This window comes from Agrobacterium sp. LR_9, from assembly GCF_041954855.1.
Lineage (GTDB): Bacteria > Pseudomonadota > Alphaproteobacteria > Rhizobiales > Rhizobiaceae > Agrobacterium > Agrobacterium leguminum.
Genome location: NZ_JAVAYA010000020.1, coordinates 1 through 24428 on the forward strand (window position 1 = coordinate 1; position 24428 = coordinate 24428).

A 24428-nucleotide genomic window follows, 5' to 3' on the forward strand; every position below is an offset into this window, starting at 1 on the left:
GACGGCGAGTGCGAGAGAGGGTCAACAGTTCGAGACCTCCGAAAATCATTTCGGAGGTCTCTTCGCTTTTCAACTCAGGTGACAGCTCAGAACGTGCCGCGAATACCGACGCCAAACATGCGCGGTTCAGTCATGCTCGCCTCGATGCCGCCGATGCCGCGGTTTTCCTTCATCAGCGTCGGTGCGCGCTCATCGAAGACGTTCTTGACATAAGCGTAGAATTCAAGCTCCTCCTGGAACTTGTAGCTCGCCCGCACATCTGCAATCGTATAAGGATCGATGGCATAAACGGCCTTGTTATCCGTGTCGGAATAATAGCCGTCGAGATGGCGCACCTGCCCCGAAACGGTAAATTTATCCGTCACGTCCCAGCTTGCTCCGACGGTGAAGCTGTAACCCGGCGACTTGGCGAATTCCTTGCCGACATAGGCGGCATTGCTGGAAATCTCGTCGATCTTCGTCTTCAGCAGACCGGCGCTGGCCTTCAGTGTCAGATTGTCGAGGACCTGATAATCCACGCCGATTTCCAGACCGTAAGCATGAGCTTCTTCGGCATTGACGGTGTAGGACTCGCTGATGCCCGTGGAGACGACGACCGGCACGTTAAACTGGGCGTCCTTCATGTCCATGTAGAACAGGTTACCGTTCACTGTCAGCGTATCGTCCAGCAGGCTGGCGCGGGTGAACAGCTCGTAGTTCCAGATGGTTTCCTTGTCGAAGCTGCGCCATTTGCTGGTCGTCAGGTCGAATGCGACGCCGCCGGGATTGTAACCGCGGCTGATCAGGCCGCCCACCGTCCAGTCGTCATTGATGGCGTAGGCCAGCGACGCCTTGGGCAGGATTTCCGAGAAGGTTTCGTCATAATTGACCGAGCTTCTGCTGGTGGCGGAGAGCGTCCGGTAGCCGGCGCGCTGAATCTGGTCCTGCTGGTAGCGCAGGCCGCCGGTCAGGGTCCATTGATCGGTCAGGCGATAGCTCAATTCGCTGAAGAGGCCGAGATTATCCTTGGTATCGTTGAAGCGCGAGGTTCCGCGCAGATAAAGCACCTCGTCGGCTTTCGTATGCGCGTAATAAATACCCGCGACACCGCTCAGCACGTCTTCCTGATCACCGAAGGTCACGCGTGTTTCGTGAGACGTGTTCTTCAGATCGATTTCGGCGTCACCATTATTCGCAATGCCAACCCGGCGCTCGGCGGAGGAAGAGGAGAACTGCGTCTGGTTGAACAGCTTCACACCGTTCTCGAAATCGTAATTGACGTCGAGGATGCCAGTATTGGTGTATTGGCCGAAACTTGGCATGGTTGTGGTGACGTGGTTCAGGTCCTCGAATGGGCGCGAAGCCGCTTCCTGGCTCGGCCGGTTAGAGGCATTGTAGGAATAGGTTAGCTTTGTCGAAAGACCAGGTATTTCCGAAGGCTCCCACAGAAGCTTGAAGCGACCGTTGAACTCCTTGAAATTCTGGTCCGTACCGGTATGGGCGAAGGCGGAATTGATGTAGTCGATGAAGGTGTCGCGGCCGGAATAATCGATTGCCACACGCGCCGCCAGTTCATCCTCGATCAGCGGACCGGAAAAGGCGAAGGAACCGCGCTTCTGGTGATAATTGCCGATTTCCGCCTGATAGCTGGCTTCCGGCGTAAAGGTCGGGTCCTTGGTGTTGACGAGGATCGCGCCGGCAATGGCGTTGGCGCCCTGCGAGGTGGTCTGCGGTCCGCGGAACACCTCGATGCTTTCGACATCCCAGATGGAGCTCGCGCCATAGATGAACTCGTTATAACCGAGATAATGGCCGTCGACATTGATCGTCGCGCGCGGCACCGTGCCGGTGAAGAAGGCGATGGAGCCGGTATTCGGTCCCTGCGTGTCCTGTCCGCGAATAATCGGGGCGCTGACATTGTCGGTGTAAACGACGTTCGGAATATCCTTGATCGCTTCCGATACGGTCGGGTCGCCGGTCTTTTCCTTCTTGATTTTATCCCCGGATATGACCGAAACGGACGACGCCGTGTTCTTCATGTCGCGCGCCACTTTTTCACCGGTCACGACGATCGGCTTCAGGACGGTGGTGCCCGCCGTCGTTGCCTGCTGATCCTGACCGAGAACCGGCGTCACAAACATTGTCGCCAGCGTCAGAGCGCTGACCCCGCTCATCAAACGACCGTTAGAGCTAAACCCCATCACACACCCCTAATAAACATGAGTATTAAAGTCATATTCAAGTAACGGAAGCGTTATCCGTTTCGCAATAGAGAATGCGTTCTGTATTGCGGACAAAAAGGCTTCCGTAACGGGATGTGCCATATTTACAACAAAGTTTACCGACCGCCATTTGCTCACCCGCAGCGTTTCGAAAGGAAACAGCATAGTTCCGTCCGCAGAAATCCATTCCGATTTCCGGTGCGATGCGTTAGGCATGCTCAACAAAACGGGGGAACGCGCTTGAACGCCATGGATGACGATTCTGACAATCTGCCGGAAAACGAGGGCGAAAAGCGCTCTGCCCTCATTCAATCGGTGTCGATCGCGGCGCGTTTCCTCAATCTTCTCGCCAGATCGGACAGGGCGCTGGCACTTGGCGAACTGGCCAAACGCGCCGGCACCGGCCGCTCCACGGCGCATCGCTACATGCAAAGCCTCGTGCGGGAGGGGCTGGTGATACAGGACCCTGCAAGCGGCAGTTACGATCTCGGACCTGCGGCGCTGGGCATAGGCATCAGCGCGCTCAGGCGAATCAATCCGGTCGAAACCGCCGGCCGCCAGATGAATGCGCTTGCCTCCGAGATCGGCGCCAGCTGCGGCGTGGCGATCTGGACCGAACGCGGCCCGACCGTGGTGCGGTGGGCGAGAAGCGCCAGCTTTTCCATCAGCACCGTCGCGCTCGGCGATGTTCTGCCGCTGGACAACAGCGCTTGCGGGCTAGTTTTTCAGGCCTACCTGCCACCGGACAGGATAGCCGCCGTGCGCAGGCTGCAACCGGCCGCCTTTCGCGGCTCCCGTCCCGATGCCGGCATTCTGGAAACCATCCGCGAAGCGGGTGGCGCGGAACTCAATGAACATCTGTTCTCCGCCCTGACCGGCAAGGCCGCGCCGGTTTTCGACGCCCAGGGCGAACTCTGTTGTGTCGTCACCACCGTATCCTTCGTGGCCACCGCCGAGACCGAACGGCATTTTTCCCGACTGATCGAAGCAGCTAGACAGGCGACGGCCGAATCCGGCGGAGCGTAAGCCTATTCGGCCAGATGCTCCGCAAAGGTGCGGCCGGAATAGGCCGTGCGGAAAAGCCCGGCATCGGCGAGCTTCGGCAACAGCCGCTCCAGCACCAGCCGCATGGACGCCACCGAACCGCCGGGCACTGCGACGAAACCGTCGATAGCACCGGCAGCCGCCCATTCGCGGATGGCCTCAAGGGCATCCTCAACAGTGCCGATGATCTGCCAATGACCCGACCCCATCACTTCCGGACGCCGCAATAATTCCGCAACACTCAGCGTCTCCCGCTCGATCAGCCGGCGTAGCAGGCCGGCATGGGTGCGGCTTCTCGGTGTCTCCGGCGGCGGCGGCAGGTCGGAGGCGGTAACGATCCGCGTGAGCGGCCAGTCCGTGAGATCAAGGCCCGTCATATCGCGAATGGAGGCAAAAGCGCGGGCGCGGTTGGCGCGGGCATGAGTCTCCGCGAAGAGTTCCAGCGCCTCCCTGCCGGTCTCCGCGAGATAGAGGCTGAGGCCCGGCATCAGCTTCACGCCGTCGGGGTTGCGGCCATGCCCCTCGGCACGCCGCCGCAAATCCGCCCTGAGTTCGATGGCCGCCTGCATATCCGGCGTCGAGGCAAAGACGGCGTCGGCCACCGACGAAGCGAAATCACGGCCCTCGGGAGAGGCGCCCGCCTGCACCAGCGGAATGCGGCTGGCATGGGACGGCAGGTTGAGCGGGCCTTTGACGCTGAAATGCCTGCCCTCATGCGCCACCGGCCACACCAGCGAAGAATCGGCGAACCGCCCGCTTTCCCGGTCGAGTTTGATGGCTTCGTTCGGATAACTCGCCCAAAGCGCTTTCACCACCTGCGTAAATTCAGCTGCGCGCTCGTAACGCTCCTGCGGCGAAGGCATCTCTTTCAGGCCGAAATTTTCGTGCCCCTCGAGCGCCGTGACGATATTCCACCCCGCCCTGCCATTGCTCAGCCAGTTCAGCGACTGGATCTGGCGGGCCACCACATAGGGCGGCAGAAATGTGGTCGAAACGGTGGACAACAGCCCGACCTGGCTGGTTTCCCGCGCAATGGCCGCAAGAAGCATGGTCGGGTCCATGCTGGCAAATCCGCCGCCTGTCTCAAGTCCCTCGGTGCGCAGAAAAAGCGTATCGGGCCGAAACACGAAATCCACATGCGCCGCCTCCGCGCGCTGCGCCAGATCGACGAAATAATCGCTGGAAAACACCCCGTTTATATCGCTGTCCGCGCGCCGCCATGCCTCGCCGCTGAGCCAGGTTGGGGCCAGCGACATGCCGATATGAAGCTTGGCTGCGACTGACATGATGCACCTCGACTGAAATAACCGGCAGGAAATCTGCACGTTGAATCGGCAAATTTCGATTTGTGGAGAGTTTTACTATAGTTTAGTGTCGCTTCAAGACCACACCGTCGCGCCTGCCGGAAAGAAATGCTTTTTCCACGGGTTAGACTTTTAAATTCAAATACTTATAAAGACCGTGCGGCGTCTCGACGCATGGACGTATGAATAACAGGAGTTGTATCCGGTGCTTGACGCCACGGACCTTCACGCCAGCTATGGTCATGTTCCCGTCCTGCGGGGGATTTCCGCCCGTTTCAGATCAGGCCGCGTCACCGCGCTGGTCGGCCCCAATGGCTGCGGCAAGTCGACGCTGTTGAAGACCATCATGGGTTTCGTGCCTTTGTCATCGGGCGCGATAAGGCTCGGCGAGCGTTCGATCGGCGAGATCGGACGCCGCGAACTGGCGCGGCGCATCGCCTATCTGCCGCAGGAGTGCCATTGCCCCGACTATATGACGCTCGGTGAGCTGATCGAGCTTGCCGGTTATGCCCACTACGGTCTTGCGGGCGGCCCGTCCGAACGCGACCGCGCGCTTTTTGCCGAGGCGCTGAAGACCGTCGGGCTGGAAGACAAGGCGAAAGCGCAGGTCAACACGCTTTCCGGCGGCCAGCGCCAGCGCGCCTTCATCGCCATGGTGCTGGCGCAGGATACGGACATGATCCTGATGGACGAGCCGGTCAATCATCTCGATATGAAATATCAATATGCCGTTCTCGGCCTCGTGCGCGAACTGACGGACAGGCATGGCAAGACCGTCATCGTCGTGCTGCACGATCTCAACCTCGCCTCCACCTTCGCCGATGATGTCATCATGCTGAAAGCCGGGCGGGTTCTGGCGTCCGGGCCGGTGGAAACAACGGTCACACCCGAAAATGTCGCCGAGGTCTTCGATCTCGAAGCGGATATCTTCTCCCGGCAGGGGCGGCTCATCTGCGTGCCCCGGCTGGTGCGGCAGGAACAGGCCATCCCGGCATGACCCCGAAAATAACGCTGATTTTCGCCGCCGCGCTGCTGCTGGCTGCCATCCTCGCCATCAATCTGCTGGTAATGTCCGGCGAAATGCCGCCTGCCGAAATCCTGGCGACGCTCTGGCGCGGCGAGGCCGACAGCTATGAGCAGTCGGTGCTTCTCTATCAGCAGATCCCACGCGCGCTGATTGCCATCTATGTGGGGGCGACGACGGCCGTCAGCGGTTGTGTGCTGCAGGGGCTTGCGCGCAATCCCCTCGCCTCGCCCTCCACCCTGGGGCTGAATGCCGGCGCGACGCTTTTTGTGATTGCCGGTGCGCTGGTGTTCGATTTCTCTCCGGAAATGCAGGGCCTTGCCGCGCTCGCGGGCGCCGGCTTCGGTTTTGCCGCCTGTTTCGTCGTCGCGCGTCTCGCCGGGCGGGCGAACGATCCGCGCGGCCTGTCGCTCATCCTTTCCGGCGCGCTGGTTTCCATGCTGCTGATCGGCGTGACCAACGCCCTGCTTCTCTCCAACCCCACACGCCGCGCCGAGTTCCTCAGCTGGGTGGGCGGCAATATCAACCACGTCTATGCCGAGCGCCTGTTCGACTTCTGGTGGATCGGCGCAATTGCGCTCGTCATGTTGTGGGCGCTCGCCCGGCCGCTGACGCTGGTTCTGCTGGGCGCGGAAAAGGCCGCCTCCGCCGGTGTGAATGTCGCGCGTATTTCCCGGGTCGCGCTCTTCGCCACCATGCTGGCCTCGGGTTCGGCGGTGGCGATCTGCGGCCCCATCGGCTTCGTCGGCCTCATCGTGCCGCATATGATCCGGCCGCTGGTCGGGGTGAACTTCACGCTTGCCCTGCCGGCCTCCGCGCTTGTCGGCGCGGGCCTCTGCGTGTTGGCCGATCTTGGCGCGCAAACCCTGTTTGCGCCCTATGTGGTCAATACCGGGCTGTTCATGGATCTGCTTGGCGGTCTTGTCTTCATTGTCATCGTCAAGCGCTTCTATCTGTCGCCTTCGGCAAGGGGGCTGTCATGAAGGGGGCTTTCATGAAACGGCATTTCGCCACCGACGGCAAAGCCGTCCTCCGGCTTCCGAGCGGCCTGCAGATCGGCATCGGAAATCTGAAGGCCGGCCTTGCGCTGATGGTGCTGGCGCTGGCGCTCGCCGCCCTGTCCGTCAGCCTCGGCAATACCGAAACGGGCCTCGCCGATCTCCTGCGCGGATTGGTGGGCGGGCATCTCGGCGACGATCAGGCCTATGCACTGTGGACGGTGCGGCTGCCGCGTATCCTCATCGGTTTCATGGCCGGCTGGAGCGTGGCGCTGGCGGGCGCCATGCTGCAATCCGTCGCCCGCAATCCGCTCGCCGATCCCGGCCTGTTCGGTCTAAGCCAGGGGTCGATGACCACCATCATGCTGCTTCTGGTGCTGGTGCCAGCCGCACCCAAGACGCTGGTGGCGCTTGCAGCCGTCGGCGGCGGTCTGGCCGTCGCCTTTCTTCTCATCGCCCTCGTCGGGCGGGAACGCTCGAGCGGCCTAGCCATACTGCTGATGGGCATCGCAATTGAATCGGCGCTTTCCTCCGTCTCCTCCGTGCTTCTGCTCTACACACCGGCCGAAACCTCGCTGTCGCTGGCCGACTGGATGGCGGGTTCGCTGTTTCAGGCCAGCTGGTCGACCATACTCGTTTTCGCCCCCCTCTTCGCCGCAAGCCTTGTGGGCATTTTTCTCATCGGCCGGGCGCTCGCGGTCTTCGATCTCGGCAATGAAATGGCCATGGCGCTCGGTGAAACCGTCAGGCATTCGCGCCCGCTCGTCATTATTTTTGCGGTCATCCTCAGCGCTTCCTCGGTTACCGCCGTCGGCCCGCTGACCTTTCTCGGCGTTATCGCCCCGCATCTCGCCACCTTCGTTTCGCCCGCCGTCGGACGCGCCAGGCTTTTCCTGTCGGGGCTTACCGGCGGCATTCTGGTCGTCACCGCCGATACGCTGTCGCGCGGGCTGGTCGCCGATACGCCGATGCCGATCGGACTTGCGCTGACGCTGATCGGCGTGCCGCTTTTCATCCTCACGCTGCGCCTTCAGGCGTTGCGCAGAACCAATAGCCACTGAAGACATCGAATAAAGGGAATGCCATGCGAATTGCCATGCTCATCGCCGCACTTCTGGCCGCCGGAACGAGTCTCGCCGCCGAGCGCAGCGTGACCGATGCCGCCGGCCGCAGCGTCTCCGTTCCGGAAAAGCCGCAGCGCATCGTCGTCATGCACGAGCCGCTGCTCGGCGTGCCGCTGATGGATCTCGACGCCAATGTGGTCGGCGCCTATGGCCGCAACAGCGACGGCAAATTCGCCACCGCCGTCGATTTCGTCGACACCGTGCTCGGTGAAGGCCGCACGAAACCGAAGGGTTTCGGCGCGGTCGGCCAGATCGACCTCGAAAAACTGCGGGCGCTGCAACCGGACCTGATCGTCGCCACGGAAATGGATGGCGGCAAGGCCGAACAGCTCTCCACCGTCGCCCCCGTCTATCTGCAAAAGGTCAGCACCGGCCATGCCTACGGTTTCAGCGTCGAAGAAAACCTTGCCGCCCTGGTCGGGCGAAGCGATGTCTTTGCCGAGCGCCGGAAGACCTATGACACGAAGCTCGCCGCCGTCAAAAAGACGCTGGGCGACGATATCAAGGGCAAGACCTATCTCGCGATCCTGCTGACCGACCAGATCAATGCGGTGGGCGACATGTCCGGCGCGGTGCAGGCATTGGAGGATCTGGGTTATACCCGCCTGAAGATCGACAACGCCGCCTCTTCGGGCGGCATGGGCTCGACCCTGATGATGCCGCTGAGCGCCGATGCCTTCGGCAAGCTCAATCCCGATCTGCTGGTGGTGATGAACAGCTATACCAGCCCCGCCCGCGGTGAGGCGGGAACGCGCGCCGCACTTGAAAAGATCATTCCCGGCTGGGAGCGTTTCGTAAAACCGGCGCGCGAGAAAAGGATCGTTTTCCTCGATTCCACCAGGGTCACGACGCCTTCAATCCCGAGCGCCCTGCACACACTGGATGAGGTGGAAAGCTGGGCAGGCCTTCGCTGAACGGCGTTATCCAAAGCCAATCCCGGCACGATTTATGTGCCGGGTATAAACTTGAGTTTTTGGAGAAAGTTATGTTGCCGGGGCCGAAACCGCCTGTTATGGTTCGCGCATCTTGACGCAACGACGCCGGAATATCGCGCCGGACGAGACTCCCCAATGCGCGATCCTCCGGCACGCCGACCCGGGACAGCGAAACCGCCGAACCCGTCGGCGATATCCCAGGAAAGACAACAGCATGAGCATGCCAGAAACCATGGATTCCCCCATTCCGGACCGCACTCCCAAACGCCATCGCCACGCCGTCGCGCTGCGCGCGCTCAATGTCGCGCGTGTCGAAAAGCTCAGCCGGTCCATGGTCCGCATCGTCCTGACCGGGCCTGAACTGGAGGGCTTTGCGAGCCTCGGTTTCGACGACCACGTCAAGATGTTCTTTGCCCAGCCCGGCGAAACCGAACCGAGCCTGCCGGTGATCGGCCCGAACGGCATTGAATTCCCGGAAGGCGCGCCGCGCCCGCTGGCGCGCGACTACACACCGCGCAGCTTCGACGCCGAAAAGGGCGAACTCGCCATCGATTTCGCCACCCATCACGACGGCCCCGCCAGCAACTGGGCGAAAGCCGCCAAAGCGGGTGACAAAGCGTGGATCGCCGGTCCGCGCGGCTCTTTCACCGTTCCCTTCACCTACGACTGGCATCTGCTGATTGCCGACGATACCGGCCTTCCCGCGCTGGCGCGTCGGCTGGAGGAAATGCCTGAAGGCACCCGCGTCGTGGCGCTGATCGAGGTAGAGACGGATGCCGACCGGCTGGAACTCACGACGAAGGCGGATGCGTCTATTGTCTGGGTGACGCAGAAGACGGAAAACGGAACCGACCACGACGCGCTGGTGGGCGCCCTGCGCAAGCTCGAACTGCCGAAGGGCGATTTCTTCAGCTGGGTCGCCTGCGAATCGAAGGCTGCAAAGGAGGTTCGCGCCCTTCTGGTCGAAGAATTCGGCGCCAACCCCAAATGGACTCGCGCTTCCGGTTACTGGCGGCGCGGCGCCAGCGGCGTTCACGATCATTTCGATGAGTGAACCGGCAATCGCGGCGGACACCATGCCGGAGGCGGAAACGATGATGACGGAACTCAAGGCCCTTATCGCCAGGGTTCTCGACGATGAAGTGCGCGACATCGAACCGGGGGACAACCTGTTCGGTCGCGGGCTTCATTCGCTTGCCCTCATGCGGCTGATGCCACCGCTTTCCCAGCTTGCCGGGACACGGCTCGATTATGAGGATCTGGCCCGGCAGCCCACGCTTGCCGCCTGGCAGGCGCTCATCGAACGGTCGCGCGCGGGACATTGATCCCACGACACAGCACTTTTCGCGCCGGAGCGCGATTCCCGAATATTTCCAAGGAGAGGACCATGGCAGCAGACAATACGCGTATGCTCGCACGTCGCATCGAAGAAACTTTCGACAGGGGGGATGCAGCCCCGCCGAGCCAATACGAAGAACGGGTCTGGTTCGAGCAGTTTCAGGATCCCGATCAGGTCTTCCGCGCCCTTCTCGCCTATCGCATCGGTGAAGAGTGCGATCTGCTGCGCCTGACCTCGGCGCTGAAGACGCTTTGCGAAGTCTGGCCCGAACTTCGTGCACGCTTTGCCTTCGGCGAGGACGGCACGCTTACCAAGAGCATCGAGGCCCCGTCCGCATCCATCGTGCAGCTAATGCATGTTCCATCGGCAGGCGAGGCCCTGACTTTGCTGCACGACCTGCAGGCAAGGCCCTTCGATGCCGAGACCGACCCGCCGTTTCAGGCCGTCGTGCTTTTGAGCGAGGGAGAAATCCTGCTGGCATTTCTGGTCCACGGCCTGCTCGGCGAAGTCCTCTCGCCGCAAATCCTGCTGGAAGGCATTACGGCGGCCTATGCCGGTGAGACACCGAGACCGCTTTCGCCGCGCGCGGTCGAAAGTAACAGTGTCGATCCGCTTCCGCTCGGCTGGCTGCAACGTCCGGCCTCCGGCTCGACCGTCGTGGCGCTGCGGCAAAACGGGATCGACAAGCCGGCGAGCCACAGCCATGGCGTCGATCTTCCCGCCACCTTACTCGGCCTCAACAGTTCCGCGGCGACGAATGCGCTTCTGGCGCGCGCCGGATCGCGTTTTGCCCTTTTCCTCGCGAAAACCGGCGGTCCCGAGACAGTAACCCTGCGCCTGCAGCCCGGCGTCGGCGCTTCAATGCCGATGTCAGCCGAGGCTGCGGCACAGGTAGCGATCTCCCGCGACCAATCACCCGAACAGGCTGAAAAAGCCGTGCTGTCCGGCTTGGAGCGGCGAAACGACAATGAGGGCGGAACCGCCACCTTCACGCTGCAGGCGCTTGCGACACCCGTTCAGGCCATATCGGAGCATGGGCTCCAGTTTGAGCACCTGCCCCTGCCCTCCCTGCAATCCGGTCTCGGCCTGACGCTTGCCGCCGGTCCGACAGCCGCCGGCGATATCCGCCTCGAACTGACGGGCGGTATGGAGACATCGCCGCATGCGACGGCCTTCCTGCTGGAGCGTTTCGTCAGCCATCTCGAAGGCGGCGCTGATTTTTCCGACATCGTCCCCCAAAACGCCGCGACAGCACCGCAGCAGGCTGCTTCGGGTGAAAACGATGACGACACCGTCGCAACGATCCTTGCGGAATTCCGTGAAGCGCTCGTCTCGCCCGACATGGGGCCGGATGACGATTTCTTCGATTTCGGCGGCCATTCGCTGATTGCGACGCGCATCATCGGACGTCTTCTCAGCAACCACGGCATCGAGCTGCGCTTCAACGACCTGTTCAGCTACCCGACCGCCGCTTCGCTCGCAAAACAAGCGACCCGGCTCGAAACCGCGGCACCCGCGCAGGCCGAGGCGACCGCGAGCGGCTCGCTCACCGCACCGCTTTCGCTGGCGCAGATGTCGCTCTGGAAGGCTTATGCCGCCTTCGGTTTCGGCGAAATCTTCAACATTCCCTTCGCGCTCGATTTCCTCGATCCCGTGGATGAGAATGCCTTCGAATGCGCCTTCCTCGATATCATCGAGCGCCATCCCGGCCTGCGGACCCATTTCTACGTCGAGGACGATACGGTTCTGCAAAAGATCGTGCCGATGCACGATCTGCCCGGTTACAAATGGTTCTGGACCAGCGAAGAAAGCCAAGGTGTGGACCGGCACGCGGAGGCCGGCTGGCGGTTCGATCTTGCGCGTGAACTGCCGATGCGGCTGCGCTTCCTTAAGGATGCGCAGACCGGCCGCCAGGTGCTTTCCTTCCTCTTCCATCACATCGTACTCGACGAATGGTCGGTGAACCTGATGATGGACGAGCTGACCGAAGCCTACCGGGCAAGGGCGGCGGGCAAGGCTCCGGTCTTTGCCACCAAGCCGGCGCCCTTCCATGAATTTGCGAGAAAACAGGTCGCGTCAGGCGTCAATGCCGGCCACCTTGCCTATTGGACCGATATGCTGCGGGATGGGCCGAAAGGCCTTACCCTCAACGGACAGGATGGCACGCCGCACGAGGCATCGCAGGACGAAGCACCGGCAGGCGGCTGGATCGAATTCAAGCTGGAAAAAAATGTCAGCGACGGGCTTTACGCCATTGCCAAGCAGAACAGCGCCTCGCTGTTCAACGTGGTTTACGCCGCCATTGCCGCATCGCTGCGCCATCTCGGCGGGCTGAGCGATCTCGTGGTCGGCACCTCGGCTTCAGGCCGCACCGATAGCGGTTATTTCGATACGATCGGTTACTTCACCACGGTTGTCGCCCATCGCGTGCGTTTCGGTGAGACCATGACCGTCGGCGACCTGATTTCTTCGGTGAAGAACACGATCAACGGCTCGCTGGAACATAGCGAAATCCCGATCGATCTCGTCGAGGAAGCGCTGGGCATGACGCCCGGCCGCGACCATCTGTTCGAGGTATTCATCCAGATCCACGCCAAGAACAAGCTGAACGGCACCCTTGCCGGGCCGGATGGCAAACCGGTGGAGTTCCGCCAGATCGACCCCGACAAGCATGAATCCATGCTGGGGCTGCAATTCGAGGTGATGGAAGAGACGATCGGCGGCGAGCGCTCCATTCGTGTGCTGATGAGCTACCGTTCGGACCGCTACGGTCCGCAGGACGTCGAGCGGCTGCGCAACACCACCAGCGGCGTCTTCAGCCGCTTTGCCGAAGCCGGCGCTTCGAGCCGCGTGCTGACGACACTCGCCTGAGCTGGACTTGGGCAGGAAAAACCCGGCTTCGCCTTAGCAGAGCCGGGTTATTTTTGCCTGTGAATGCTGATGAGAATGTATTGCCGCGGCCGCTGCATCCGCACGCCGTCACCCCGGGCTTGGTCCGGGGTCCAGTGCGATCAAGTCCTTGATCGCGAGAGAGTCCTTTCGCGGCGCAGACGCGCCGTCGCTGGATGCCGGATCTAGTCCGGCATGACGGAAAAGGGATTGTCCGTCTTTATCGGCAACATATGCCCGGCCTCACACTCTGAAGCCGGCCTGGCATTCACCCACAGTCGTCACCCCCCTCAAACCGCCAGACGGAACGCCATGGACGCCTCAGCCGCCGCAAGCGTCCGCGCCTCCTCGCGCAGCATGGCATCGAGGAACAATGGCAGTTCCTCGCGGTAACGGGCGAAATCCTCCGCTTGCGTCAGCGCCGAATCCGCATCGATATGCAGGTTCAGCTCGCTGCCGTCATCTTCGCCACGGAAGGTCAGGTTGAAACCGTCGCCGGGACCGTTGGCGAGAATGTGCCTGACAACGATAAGCCCGGCAAAGACCGGCGCGCTGAAGGGCAGGACATTGATGAGCGGCGAGAAGAAGAAGCGCCGGCCCTTCGGTATTTCCCGGTCGGCGGCGATCTGCTCGATGCGGTAGCGGCCATGCAGGCGCTGCTTTCGCAGATTGGCGGCATTGCGCGTCAGAAATGCGCCGAGGCTCTCCCCCGGCTCGATGGTGAGATGGAAGGGCAAAATATTGACGAGCATGGCCGGCATATGCGCGCCGACGCTGCCCCAGCGGCTCATGAAGGGCAGCCACAAGGTCAGCACATCGCGATCCGGCCGGGGCAGGACACGGTGGAGATAAAGGCCGGAAAGCAGCACCAGAAGGTCCGGCCAGCCGATCTCCAGTGCGCCCGCCACCTGTTGCAACCGCGTGCTGAAACCCTGCGGCAAGGCCGCGTCCGTATGCAGGCCACCGCCGCCATAGTCCTCGCAATCCTTGTCCAGCACCGGCAGATCGGCGGGTGCGGCAAGATAGGCCGCCCAGAAATCGCGGTCCTTTTCAAAACGCCGGCTTTGCCTGTAGGCATCCTCTTCGGCAAGGAAATCGCCGAAGGGGTGGAAATCCGGACCCGCTTCGCCTTTGCCGCAATAGTGCCCGTAAAGCTGGCCGCAACGCTGCTCCACCAGCGTCAGGCCATAACCATCAACGACGATATGATGGGCGCGGATGTACCAGAGATAACGATCGTCGGCGATACGGTAGAGCAGCTGCGCCGAAAGCCTGTCGGTTCTGAGATCGAGCCTTGCTTCCACATCCGCGTTCATGCGCCGCAGCGCCTCCTCCAGGGGAGCGGCATCGCCGCGAAGATCGACAAGCTCCACCACAGGGGCACGGCTTGGATCGCAGCATTGCTGCGGTGTCTCGCCATCGTCGCCGATGCGGAAACGGATCGACAGGACTTCGGATTCGCGCACGGTGCGTTTGATCGCCTCGATGAGCGCGCTTTCATTCACCGCACCGGAAAGATCGATGTAATGGGCGACGGTGGAAACCGGTTCGTCGGGATGGAAGGAAAACTCCTCCCAGAAATCGAGTTGCGGCTGCGTCAGTGGAAGCCAGCCGCCGGCAGGATCGATATGCGCCATCTGTTTTTCCTTGCACAATTTCCGTTATCGGGCGCGAAGTGCCACCCGAAATGATTGGGTTCACGCCGCCCGGGCGGCCAGGAGCGAAGTCACCTGTCTGGCGTTGCGGCACCGCAAAAGCTGCTGCGGTGTGAGCTCCACGCCGAAGGCAGTGCGGATTTCAGCCGAGACGGTTTTCAGATGCGAAGGCAGAAGACCGAGCGCCAGCAGGTCGCTGTTCGCATCCACATTCGCCGGTTTTTTACCCAGCACGCCGAGATAGATATCCAGCACCCGGCGGTCGCCCTGATCGACGGCGGGAGCCGCACGGGCGGAGATTTTTGCCGGTTCCGCAGCACCGGTCAGCAATTCGCGGGCGCGACGGCGATCCGGCTTGCCGTTGGCCGAAAGCGGCAGATCGTCGACCTTGAGAAACCGACCGGGAACATGCGATTCCGGCAGATGCTGGCGGGCAAAATTGCGCAGATCGGCGGTGGGGAGTTCAAGGCCCGGCGCAACGACGTAAAGCACGCCGATGGCCGCCTCGCCCTTTTGTTGGACGCCGTAGTCCACCACCAGAACGCGCTGGATGGAAGGATGGCGGATAAGCTCGTTTTCCACATCCGGCAGCGAAACGCGCACGCCGCGCACCTTGACGTAACCATTGACGCGGCTGGCAAACATGATTTTGCCATCCGGCCGGTAACGGCCCCGGTCTCCGGTGCGGAACGCCCGCACGGGGTTTCCTTCGGGATCGGCAACCGTCACGAAATCCGTCTGGGTAATCGCGCCATCTTCGAGATAGCCGATTGCCACATTCACGCCGGCCGTATGGATGCGGCCAACGACACCGGCCGGGCAATGGCCACCCTGATCGTTGAGGACGAAGTAACGATTGGCGGGCAGCGGGTGGCCATAGGGCACGGCCGCCACATCTTCCGCAACGATCTCGTGCCAGATGCTCCAGATCGTGGTTTCCGTCGGGCCGCCGAGCGATATCAGCCGCAGGCCGGGCTTCAGCCGGCGAAGTTCTTCGATAATCATCGGCTTGATGTAATCGCCGCCCTGCGCCACGAGCCGCAGCGAAGCAAGCTGGTCGCCACGGCGGCAGGAGAGAAGCATTTCGAGAATGGCCGGCACCGAGCACCAGAGGGTGACGCCATGTTCGGCCACCAGCTCGTTCCAGCGCACCGCATCCTTTTCCTCGCCCGGTTCCGGCAACACCAGGGTAGCTCCTGCGACGAGCGCGCCGAAAACATCGAAGACAGACATGTCGTGATGCAGCGGCGTGACGGAGATGAACACATCGCTATCCGTCACCGCCCATTCCGCAAGCGTGCTGCCGATGACATTGGCCGTGGCGCGGTTGGAAAGCACGACGCATTTCGGTTTGCCCGTCGTGCCGGAGGTATAGAGATAATAGGCAGGCTCCTCGCTTTGGGAGAGCGCCGCCACCTCCTCCATGGTAACGGGTGCGCCAGCCGGTGCGGGCGCGGACAGAAGCGCCGCCGGATCGACAGCGTCGAAACCCTGCGGAACGCTGCGGGCGACGATGATCGCCGGGCGGCAATTGGTTAGCAGATAGCGCAGGCGATCTTCCGGCGAGCCGGCATCGACCGGCACCCAGACCGCACCCATCAGCGCTACGGCGAGCGTGATGGCCGTATGTTCCGGGCTGCGCGGCAGGCACACGGCCACGACATCACCGCGGCCGATGCCGCGCGCCTTAAGGCCCGCCATCGCCCCTGCCACCATCTGACCGAGTTCGCCATAGGAGATACGTCGCTTGCCGCTGACGAGCGCCGTGCGCGACGGGTCGCCCTCGAAAAGATGGCCGGCGATCCGTTCCAGAAATGGCGGGCAGGCGAAGTTTCTCTCGTCGCCGTTCAGCCGGTAGTGGGACAGGTCGACAATATCGCGTGCGTTGAAGGAGAAAGCGCCGTTATTGGCGATCCAGGCAATCGCACGCTCGATGGCGGCGAGAATATCCGCCACCATCGCCGCATCGATCGCCTGCTCGGCATAGTCGATATCGAGCACGAGATCGCCCTGCGGATTCTGCGAAAAGCGGAAATCCAGCGCCACCTGTGGCGTCTGGGTAAGCCCGCCGGTCCATTGCATCGTCGATTCGGATGAAAGCGTCGGCCAGGTCAGACCGTTGGTGATCACCACCGGCAAGGCGAGCCCGCCCGGATTGGCATTGAGAAGTACACGATTGAGATCGATACCCGAAAAGGCGAGATGGTTCAGCCCTTCCAGCACATCCGTCTGGAGGCCTGCCGCCCGCTCCGCAAAGCTATTCCTGGCCGCATCCCATTGGACGGCGATGAAGCTGGAGCGGTTGGCGAAGGCGCCTTCCACCTGCGGCGCGACGGGAATGCCGACGACGAGCGCGCCTTCGTTGAGCCAGAGCGAGAGCACATCGAGGATAACGGCCGTCAGCGCCGAATTTTTGAACAGCCGCTCTTTCGCACCGATGCGTGAAAAGGCGGTGAAACGCTGTTTTTCGACAGTCAGGCTCTGGCGGCTGTAACGCGAGGTGGGAATGGTTTCGAGCGGTGCTTTCCACGGCAGTTGCGAGGGCACCTCGGCATCTTTCAACTTTTCAGCCCAATAGGCGGCATCCCCGGAACGGGCCGCCGAAATATCCTCCTTCGGCGTTTCGGCCGTTGCGGCGGCTTCCGGCGGCACGACGCCATCGAAGAGTTCCGCCGCGAGGCTGGCAATGGCCCGCCCATCAAGTATAAGCGCGTCGAAACGCAGGAAGACCACGATCTTATGCCCCGTCGGCCCTCCATCCGGCATAAGAAACACCGTGACTTGCCATGGCGAGGCTGCGAGATCGAAATGTGCATGGGAAAAATCCCGTCGCACCGTGTCGATCCTTGCCTCGGCTAGCGAAAGAGACAGGGCCGAAAGATCGACGAGATCGAGATTGATCTTCGGCTCATCGGCAACCATCTGCACCAGCCGTCGCTCATCGATGCGGGTGCGCAGGCTTTCATGTCTCGCGACCATCGCGGCAAGCCGCGACCGCAGCAGTTCCGGGTCGATATCGCCGCGATATTCGCGGAACTCCTGCATCGCCACGCCGCTCAGCGGCAGATGGGTGCCACGCCCGAGCAGATAGGCCTGTTGCAGGGGTGAGAGGGGACGTTCCATGGGTTTTCCTTTTGCCTCGGCTGCCGTTTCCGACCGCTGCGCGACCAATCGCTCCACGCTTTCGCAAGCGAGATCGGGGCTTTCCGCAATCCGGCGGAGAAGAGTGACGTAGGTTTCGAACAGGGCGCGCAGCCAGCGTTCCGGCAGCGCATCGAGCCGCACATCCCAGTTGATCAGCAACCCGCCATCCAACGCCGCCACCTGCGCATCCAGCGCCACCCCCGGCCCCTGCGAGACGGTGTGGACCATCGGACCGAACACCCGCCCGACCCGTTCCGAAAACAGCTCCCCGCCCGGAAGATCGACCCCGGCGGTGAAAACCACCGGCGAGGTCTGCAAACCACCGCGCTGACGGGAGAGATCGCGCATGACGCTGACACCCGGATAGGACTGGTGTGCGAGAAGCCCGTTCATCTCATCGAACAGCCGACCAAGCAGCGCTTCAAGCATTTCTTCAGGCCTGATATCGACGCCGAGCACGAGCACGTTGGAAAACTCGCCGACGATCTCATCGACCCTTTCCACCAGCGGCGCGCGCCAGAAACCCGGCACGGAAAGCCGGAATTTTTCCGCGCCCGACGCCTGCGACAGCGCCAGTGCGAAAACACCGAGCAGAAGGGTCGACGTCGTCACGGAAAAACGCCGCGCTGTCCGCTCCAGACTGCCGCGCTCCGCCGCTGAAAGCAGCGTGGCGATCCGGTCCGTGTGAACGGCGCGCAAGGGGTCATCGGACAGAAACGGCAGCGGCGGCGCGTCCGGAACATCGGCAAGCCGTTGCCGCCACCACAGGCGGTCCCTTTCGCGCAGGCCCCTCAAGTCCGGATCGGACATGAGACGTTCCGCCCAGTCGAAAAACGACGGGGTCACTGCTTCGAAAGTCCGGGTTTCGTCTGCGCCTGACGCCGTCTCGTAAAAGCGGGCAAGGTTTTCCATCACGATCCGCACGCTGGCCGGATCGACGGCCAGCATGTCTGTGTCCACATGCAGACGGCAACGTCCCTCCGGCAACAGGCTGAGCGAGATCGCCGCCGGTGCGGCAAAGCGAAGATCGGCCCGGCGATGGCTCCATTCCTCACGCTTCGCCTCAAGACGGCGTGCAAGCGCCTCCGAATCAAGCGTGGCCATGTCCTCCACATCGAGGCGGAGCGGCCGGCCGGCGGGATCGATGGATTGAAGCCCTTCAGCATCGATCCTGAGGCTCAGCATGGGGTGACGCCGGCAGAGCCTTTCGACGGCAACGGCCAGTTTTTCCGCATCCACCGCCTGCCCGTCGAATTCGAGGTAGAGATGCGGCGTAACTTTCCCGAGTATTCCATCCGCCTCGCGGCCGACCCAATAGGCCACCTGCATCGGGGTTAAATTTAGCATGTGAGTTTGTACCGGTTGACAAAACATGATTAGCATACTCAAGTATAAGCCATCGTCAACCACTCGCACAGGAGGCATCCCATGAAAACGGGAGCACTCAGGACGAATGACGTCGAATCCGACGAAATTACTGAATTTAATAGAGAATTTCTGTTTACGTCCGGCAGCGGGCAATTGCGCGCCAAGGGCATTCGCGAAAAGATAGCGATTCCTGCCCGCGGCGGCGAAGACATTGCCAGCCCGCTGCAGCAGGCACTGGCCGGCGCGTTTGAGCGTGCGCAGCGGGAGGGACAGGAGAACCCAATCGCCATCGGCGCGATCCCCTTCGATGTCAGCGAATCCTCATGCCTATATATCCCATACAACTATGAATGGAATTCCAAGGATGCGGAGCCGATCGTCGCCGATTCGGCCATGCCCGCCCTTGTCGGCCAGAACAGCCTGCCGGACGAGAGCGGTTTCAAGCATGCCGTCGAACATGCCATCGTCAATTTCCGCCATTCCGAAGTCCGCAAGGCGGTGCTTTCCGTCATGCGTGAACTGACTTTCGCCTCCGAGGTCAATGTCGAAAGATTGCTGGCGAGTCTGGCCAAACAGAACCGCGAAGGTTACCAGTTCCGCATTCCGCTGCCCGATGGCGGCGACCTGATCGGGGTCAGCCCGGAACTTCTTATTCGCAAGCAGGGCGAGAAAATCACCTCGAACCCGCTGGCGGGATCGGCAAAACGCATGATCGATCCGGCGGCGGACAAGGCCAATGCGGATCGGCTCTCGGCCTCGGAAAAGGATCATTACGAGCATAGCCTCGTCATCGAGGATATCCGCTCGCTGCTTTCGCCGGTCTGCGCGGAACTCGATGTTCCCGAAAAACCCTCCCTCATCAACACGGCGGCGCTCTGGCATCTTTCGACCCGCATCGAAGGCCGTCTCGCCGATCCGGAAACCAATGCGCTGCAGCTTGCCTGCCTGCTGCACCCGACGCCAGCCGTCTGCGGCTTCCCCACCGAGCGCGCCCATCGCCTCATCCGCTTCGTCGAGCCTTTCGAGCGCGGCCTCTTCACTGGCATGGTCGGCTGGACGGATTCGCAAGGGAATGGCGAATGGGTGGTGACGATCCGTTGCGGCACCGTGCAGCGGGAAACCGTGCGGCTCTTCGCCGGCGCGGGCATCGTGGAGGCCTCGGAGCCCGAATCCGAATGGGCCGAGGTGCAGACCAAGCTCAAGACCATGCTGAACGCCTGCGGTCTTGCGGCCTAATTTTTCCAGGGACAAACCATGACAATCGAATTCCAACGCTGGCCCGAGGATTTCGTTCGCCGATACCGCGAACGCGGCTACTGGATCGACCGGCCGCTGAGCGGCATTCTCGCCGAACAGGTGGAGCGCCGGCCGGACGCTACAGCGCTGATCTGCGGCGACCGTCGTTTCAGCTATGCCGATCTCGACCGGCAATCCTCCCATCTGGCCGGACATCTCTCCGCCGCAGGCATCGGCAGGGGGGATACGGCGCTGGTGCAATTGCCGAACATAGCCGAGTTCTATCTCGTCTTTTTCGCGCTCATCAAAATCGGCGCCGCCCCCGTCAATGCGCTTTTCAGCCATCGCCGGCTGGAAATGACCTCCTATGCAGAGCAGATCGCGCCGAAGCTGGTGATCGCCTCACGCAGCCACGAGCTTTTCGCCGATGACACATTTGTGGAGGCGCTGAAGGCGGTCTCTCCAAAGCTTGCCGTGACCCTGCTGCTCGGCGAAACCGATCCGCAGCGCAGCCTGGAGCAGAAGCTGGCCGCCCCGGCTGAAAATCCACCGGCTTACGCCCCTTCGGCGGCCGATGAGGTGGCGCTGTTCCAGCTTTCCGGCGGCAGCACCGGAACGCCGAAACTGATCCCCCGGACGCATAACGACTACGACTACAGCGCCCGGGCCAGCGCGGAGATTTGCGAACTTTCGCCGCAGACCCGCTTCCTCTGCGCCATTCCGGTGGCGCATAATTACCCGATGAGTTCGCCCGGCGCGCTCGGTGTGTTCCACGCCGGCGGCGCGGTGGTCATGGCCGCCAATCCGGAGCCGCTTGCCTGCTTCGATCTGATCGAAAAACACGGCGTCGATATCGTGCCGCTGGTGCCGCCGGCGGTGGCGCTGTGGCTGCAGGCGGCTCCCGCCCATCGCGAACGGCTGAAGTCGCTCAAGCTCCTGCAGGTCGGCGGCGCAAGCTTCGCCGAAGCGCTCGCCCGCCAGGTGCCGGAGGTGCTGGGCTGCGATCTGCAGCAGGTGTTCGGCATGGCGGAAGGTCTGGTGAACTACACCCGCTTCGGTGACCCCGACCATATCGTCTTCACCACGCAAGGCCGGCCGATCAGCCCGGACGACGAAATCCGCATCGTTGACGAGGACGGCAACGACGTGCCCGAGGGCGAAGCCGGCATGCTGGCGACCCGTGGCCCCTATACGTTCCGGGGCTATTACCGCGCCCCCGAACACAGCGCCCGGGTCTTTGACAAGGATGGCTTCTATTATTCCGGCGATGTCGTGCAGCGCACGCCCGAAGGTTATCTGCGGGTCGTTGGCCGGGTGAAGGACCAGATCAATCGCGGCGGCGAAAAGGTCGCCTCGGAAGAGGTGGAAAACCTGATCCTGCGCCATCCGGATGTGACGCACGCGGCGCTGGTGGCGATGCAGGACGAGCTTCTCGGCGAAAAAAGCTGCGTCTTCGTCGTATCCCGCAATCCCGCGCTCAAGGCGCCGGCCATCCGCCAGCATCTCGCCGGTCTCGGCGTCGCGGATTACAAGCTGCCGGACCGCGTGCGCTTCATCGAGGCCATGCCGCTCACCGCCGTCGGCAAGATCGACAAGAAGCGCCTGCGCGACCTGCTGATGGCCCCCGTCGCCATCAGCGCCTGACAGGCAGCGCCAACCGAAAGGGACGCTCAAAAGGGCGTCCCCAATTCCAAAGATTACGCGCCGCCCGAGCCGGCGCAGCAAAAAACCGAGGTCATCATGACGATCCCCACCATTTCCGACTATCCGATGCCGGTCGCCGCGAGCTTTCCGGCCAACAAGACAAAATGGCAGCCCGATGCGAAACGCGCCGTGCTTCTCATCCACGACATGCAGCGTTATTTCCTGCGGTTCTACGAGGCGGACGGCAAGTTGATGACCGCCCTCATCGACAATCTCGCCAAGGTGAAGGCATGGGCCGTAGAGAACGGCGTGCCGGTCATCTATACCGCCCAGCCGCATAACCAGCCGCCGGGCGACCGTGCGCTCCTGAACGACATGTGGGGGCCGGGTCTCACCGTCGTCGATCCGGAATTGCAGAAGGTGGTCGACAAGCTCGCGCCGACGACCGACGACGTGGTTTTGAACAAATGGCGCTACAGCGCGTTCCAGCGTTCCGACCTTGCTGAGCGCATGAAAGGCTGGGGCCGCGACCAGATCATCGTCGGCGGCGTTTACGCCCATATCGGCTGCATGATGACGGCGGTTGAAGCCTTCATGAAGGATATTCAGCCCTTCATGATCGGTGACGGTGTCGCCGATTTTTCCGAGGCCGAGCACCGCATGGCGCTGCAATATGTGGCGACGCGCTGCGGCGTGGTGATCGACACCGCAAGCCTTGTCGGCGCAGGCGAGGCCACCGGCACCCGCGAATGGCTGAAAGCCCGCGTCCTGCAGATGGTGGAGGATGAAAGCGATATCGACCCCGATGAGAACCTCATCTTCTACGGGCTGGATTCACTACAGGTGATGAAACTCGCCGGCGAATTGAAGGAGCGCGGTGTCACCGTCGGCTTCGATGAGCTTGCGCGGGTGCCGACACTTTCCGCCTGGTGGGCGCTGATCGAAGAAAAGCGGCTCGCAGCCTGAGCGGACGGACAAGATGACGCAACAGAGATTTACCGGGCGGCGCGTGCTGGTGACGGGCACGGCCCAGGGCATCGGCCGCCGCATCGCCGAACGTTTCATCGAGGAAGGGGCCGAGGTCATCGGCCTCGACCTTCTGGCCGACACAGTGGGGGATACCTTCCGCCAGATCGCGCTCGACATCACCGACGCGGCGGCGGTGGAGACGACCTGCAAGGCGATCGAGAGCGAATGGGGCGGGCTCGATATTCTGGTCAATGCCGCCGGCATATTGCGGCTCGGCGACAGCGAGAGCCTGACGCCGGCGGACTGGAAAGCATGCATGGATGTCAACGCCGCCGGGCCGTTCTATATGCTGCGGCAATGGAGCGGCACCTTCAAACGGCAGCGGCGCGGCGCCATCGTCAATGTCGGCTCCAATGCCGCCGTTGTGCCGCGCATCGGCATGATGGCCTATTGCGCTTCCAAGGCGGCGCTGGTCAGCCTCAGCCATTGCGCCGCCCTGGAGCTTGCGCCCTATGGCGTGCGCTGCAATGTCGTTTCACCCGGCTCCACCGATACGCCGATGCTTGCCGGCATGTTGAGCGATCCTTCCGGCAAGGAACGGCTGGTCGCCGGCCTGCCCGATCAGTTCAAGCTCGGCATTCCGCTCGGCAAGATCGCGAGGCCGGACGATATCGCCGATACGGTGCTGTTCCTCGCCTCCGATCAGGCAGGCCACGTGACGATGCAGCAGATCGTCGTCGATGGCGGCGCAACGCTTGCGGCCTGAACAGACGCGGGATGGCGAAAAGCGTGAGCGCATGATCTAGGCCGCTGGATGAAGGTGACGGACATGGCCATTGCAACGGCGTTTCATCGCAAAGCCGTCTCCGGCGATCCACCGGAGGCCATCTGGCCTTGGCCGGACGACAGCTGCGATTGCCATTGCCTCACCCTTCATTACAGCGCCGATGAGGGTTGCGGCGGCGAGGTCCCTCCCTTGCCGCCGCAGCTTTTACACGCCCTGCCCAAACGCAAGGCGGAGTTCATCGCCGGGCGCAGATGCGCGGCCGAAGCCATCCGCCGTCTCACCGGCCGCTCCAGCTTTCCCGGTATGGGTGAGGACCGCGCGCCGATCTGGCCCGAAGGCGTGATCGGCGCGATTTCCCACAGCCATGAGCGGGCGATTGCCCTTGCCGGCTCTTCGGGGCGGTTCCACGGCATCGGCATCGATATTGAAAGGCTTCTGACCGAGGAAGAGGCCTGCGATATCGCCGCGCAGGCCCTGACGGCGCATGAACGCCACAACCTCGGCAACGCCATCGACCCCTTCATGACCGGCCTGATTTTTTCAGCCAAGGAAAGCCTGTTCAAGGCGCTTTATCCGACAGTGAAACGGTTTTTCTTTTTCGAGGCGGCGGAATTATCCGGCTTCGACGACAACGGTTCGGCCTCGCTGCGGCTGACCGCCGACATAGGCGAATGGCGCAGGGGAACGGAGATTCCCTTCCGCTTCTGCCGCTTCGACGGCTTTCTTGTCACCCGCATCCTGATCGGGCGCTGACGAAAAAAGCCGCC

17 protein-coding genes are annotated in these 24428 nt (G+C 62.2%); 13 read left to right on the forward strand and 4 right to left on the reverse strand.

What is annotated here, in order from left to right; genetic code table 11:
- Positions 1-86: 86 nt before the first annotated feature.
- On the reverse strand, positions 87-2153 hold the full coding sequence (locus RAC79_RS19875; protein ID WP_078053253.1) for a TonB-dependent receptor: 2067 nt from the start codon (positions 2151-2153) through the stop codon (positions 87-89).
- Positions 2154-2450: 297 nt separating this feature from the next.
- On the opposite strand from RAC79_RS19875, the gene RAC79_RS19880 reads away from it, so the two are divergent.
- Positions 2451-3227 (forward strand): IclR family transcriptional regulator, encoded by a 777-nt coding sequence (locus RAC79_RS19880; RefSeq protein ID WP_078053254.1) that lies wholly within the window; start codon positions 2451-2453, stop codon positions 3225-3227.
- A gap of 2 nt (positions 3228-3229) precedes the next feature.
- On the opposite strand, the gene RAC79_RS19885 is transcribed toward RAC79_RS19880, so the two are convergent.
- The gene (locus RAC79_RS19885) at positions 3230-4531 is read right to left on the reverse strand and encodes an NtaA/DmoA family FMN-dependent monooxygenase (RefSeq protein ID WP_374997439.1); all 1302 of its coding nucleotides are present in this window, start codon (positions 4529-4531) and stop codon (positions 3230-3232) included.
- Between the two features lie 214 nt (positions 4532-4745).
- Between RAC79_RS19885 and RAC79_RS19890 the strand changes: the two genes are divergently transcribed.
- From RAC79_RS19890 to RAC79_RS19920, 7 genes are all read left to right on the forward strand, one after another.
- On the forward strand, positions 4746-5546 hold the full coding sequence (locus RAC79_RS19890) for an ABC transporter ATP-binding protein (protein WP_374997440.1): 801 nt from the start codon (positions 4746-4748) through the stop codon (positions 5544-5546).
- Positions 5543-6556, forward strand: coding sequence for an iron ABC transporter permease (locus RAC79_RS19895; protein WP_220318249.1), 1014 nt, complete (start codon positions 5543-5545; stop codon positions 6554-6556). Before RAC79_RS19890 ends, RAC79_RS19895 begins: the two co-directional genes overlap by 4 nt.
- An 11-nt stretch (positions 6557-6567) precedes the next feature.
- On the forward strand, positions 6568-7632 hold the full coding sequence (locus RAC79_RS19900) for an iron ABC transporter permease (RefSeq protein WP_174040383.1): 1065 nt from the start codon (positions 6568-6570) through the stop codon (positions 7630-7632).
- Between the two features lie 23 nt (positions 7633-7655).
- Entirely contained in the window at positions 7656-8609 is a 954-nt protein-coding gene (locus RAC79_RS19905) for an ABC transporter substrate-binding protein (protein ID WP_174040381.1), read from the forward strand.
- Between the two features lie 235 nt (positions 8610-8844).
- On the forward strand, positions 8845-9684 hold the full coding sequence (locus RAC79_RS19910; protein ID WP_374997441.1) for a siderophore-interacting protein: 840 nt from the start codon (positions 8845-8847) through the stop codon (positions 9682-9684).
- Complete coding sequence (locus RAC79_RS19915; protein ID WP_078053260.1) at positions 9677-9955, forward strand: phosphopantetheine-binding protein; 279 nt, start codon at positions 9677-9679, stop codon at positions 9953-9955. Before RAC79_RS19910 ends, RAC79_RS19915 begins: the two co-directional genes overlap by 8 nt.
- A 62-nt stretch (positions 9956-10017) precedes the next feature.
- The gene (locus RAC79_RS19920; RefSeq protein ID WP_374997442.1) at positions 10018-12840 is read left to right on the forward strand and encodes a condensation domain-containing protein; all 2823 of its coding nucleotides are present in this window, start codon (positions 10018-10020) and stop codon (positions 12838-12840) included.
- A 308-nt stretch (positions 12841-13148) separates the two neighbouring features.
- On the opposite strand, the gene RAC79_RS19925 is transcribed toward RAC79_RS19920, so the two are convergent.
- Both RAC79_RS19925 and RAC79_RS19930 read right to left on the reverse strand, forming a co-directional pair.
- On the reverse strand, positions 13149-14495 hold the full coding sequence (locus RAC79_RS19925) for a condensation domain-containing protein (protein ID WP_374997443.1): 1347 nt from the start codon (positions 14493-14495) through the stop codon (positions 13149-13151).
- Between the two features lie 60 nt (positions 14496-14555).
- Positions 14556-19004: an amino acid adenylation domain-containing protein gene (locus RAC79_RS19930; protein WP_374997444.1), complete on the reverse strand. Its 4449-nt coding sequence runs from the start codon at positions 19002-19004 to the stop codon at positions 14556-14558.
- Between the two features lie 81 nt (positions 19005-19085).
- On the opposite strand from RAC79_RS19930, the gene RAC79_RS19935 reads away from it, so the two are divergent.
- From RAC79_RS19935 to RAC79_RS19955, 5 genes are all read left to right on the forward strand, one after another.
- Positions 19086-20261, forward strand: coding sequence for an isochorismate synthase MenF (locus RAC79_RS19935; RefSeq protein WP_374997445.1), 1176 nt, complete (start codon positions 19086-19088; stop codon positions 20259-20261).
- Between the two features lie 18 nt (positions 20262-20279).
- On the forward strand, positions 20280-21905 hold the full coding sequence (locus RAC79_RS19940) for a (2,3-dihydroxybenzoyl)adenylate synthase (RefSeq protein WP_374997446.1): 1626 nt from the start codon (positions 20280-20282) through the stop codon (positions 21903-21905).
- Positions 21906-22001: 96 nt separating this feature from the next.
- Positions 22002-22871, forward strand: a complete 870-nt coding sequence (locus RAC79_RS19945; protein ID WP_125146457.1) for an isochorismatase — start codon at positions 22002-22004, stop codon at positions 22869-22871.
- A gap of 13 nt (positions 22872-22884) precedes the next feature.
- Entirely contained in the window at positions 22885-23640 is a 756-nt protein-coding gene (dhbA, locus tag RAC79_RS19950) for a 2,3-dihydro-2,3-dihydroxybenzoate dehydrogenase (protein ID WP_125146456.1), read from the forward strand.
- Positions 23641-23703: 63 nt separating this feature from the next.
- On the forward strand, positions 23704-24414 hold the full coding sequence (locus tag RAC79_RS19955; protein ID WP_078053321.1) for a 4'-phosphopantetheinyl transferase: 711 nt from the start codon (positions 23704-23706) through the stop codon (positions 24412-24414).
- The last annotated feature ends 14 nt before the right edge of the window (positions 24415-24428 follow it).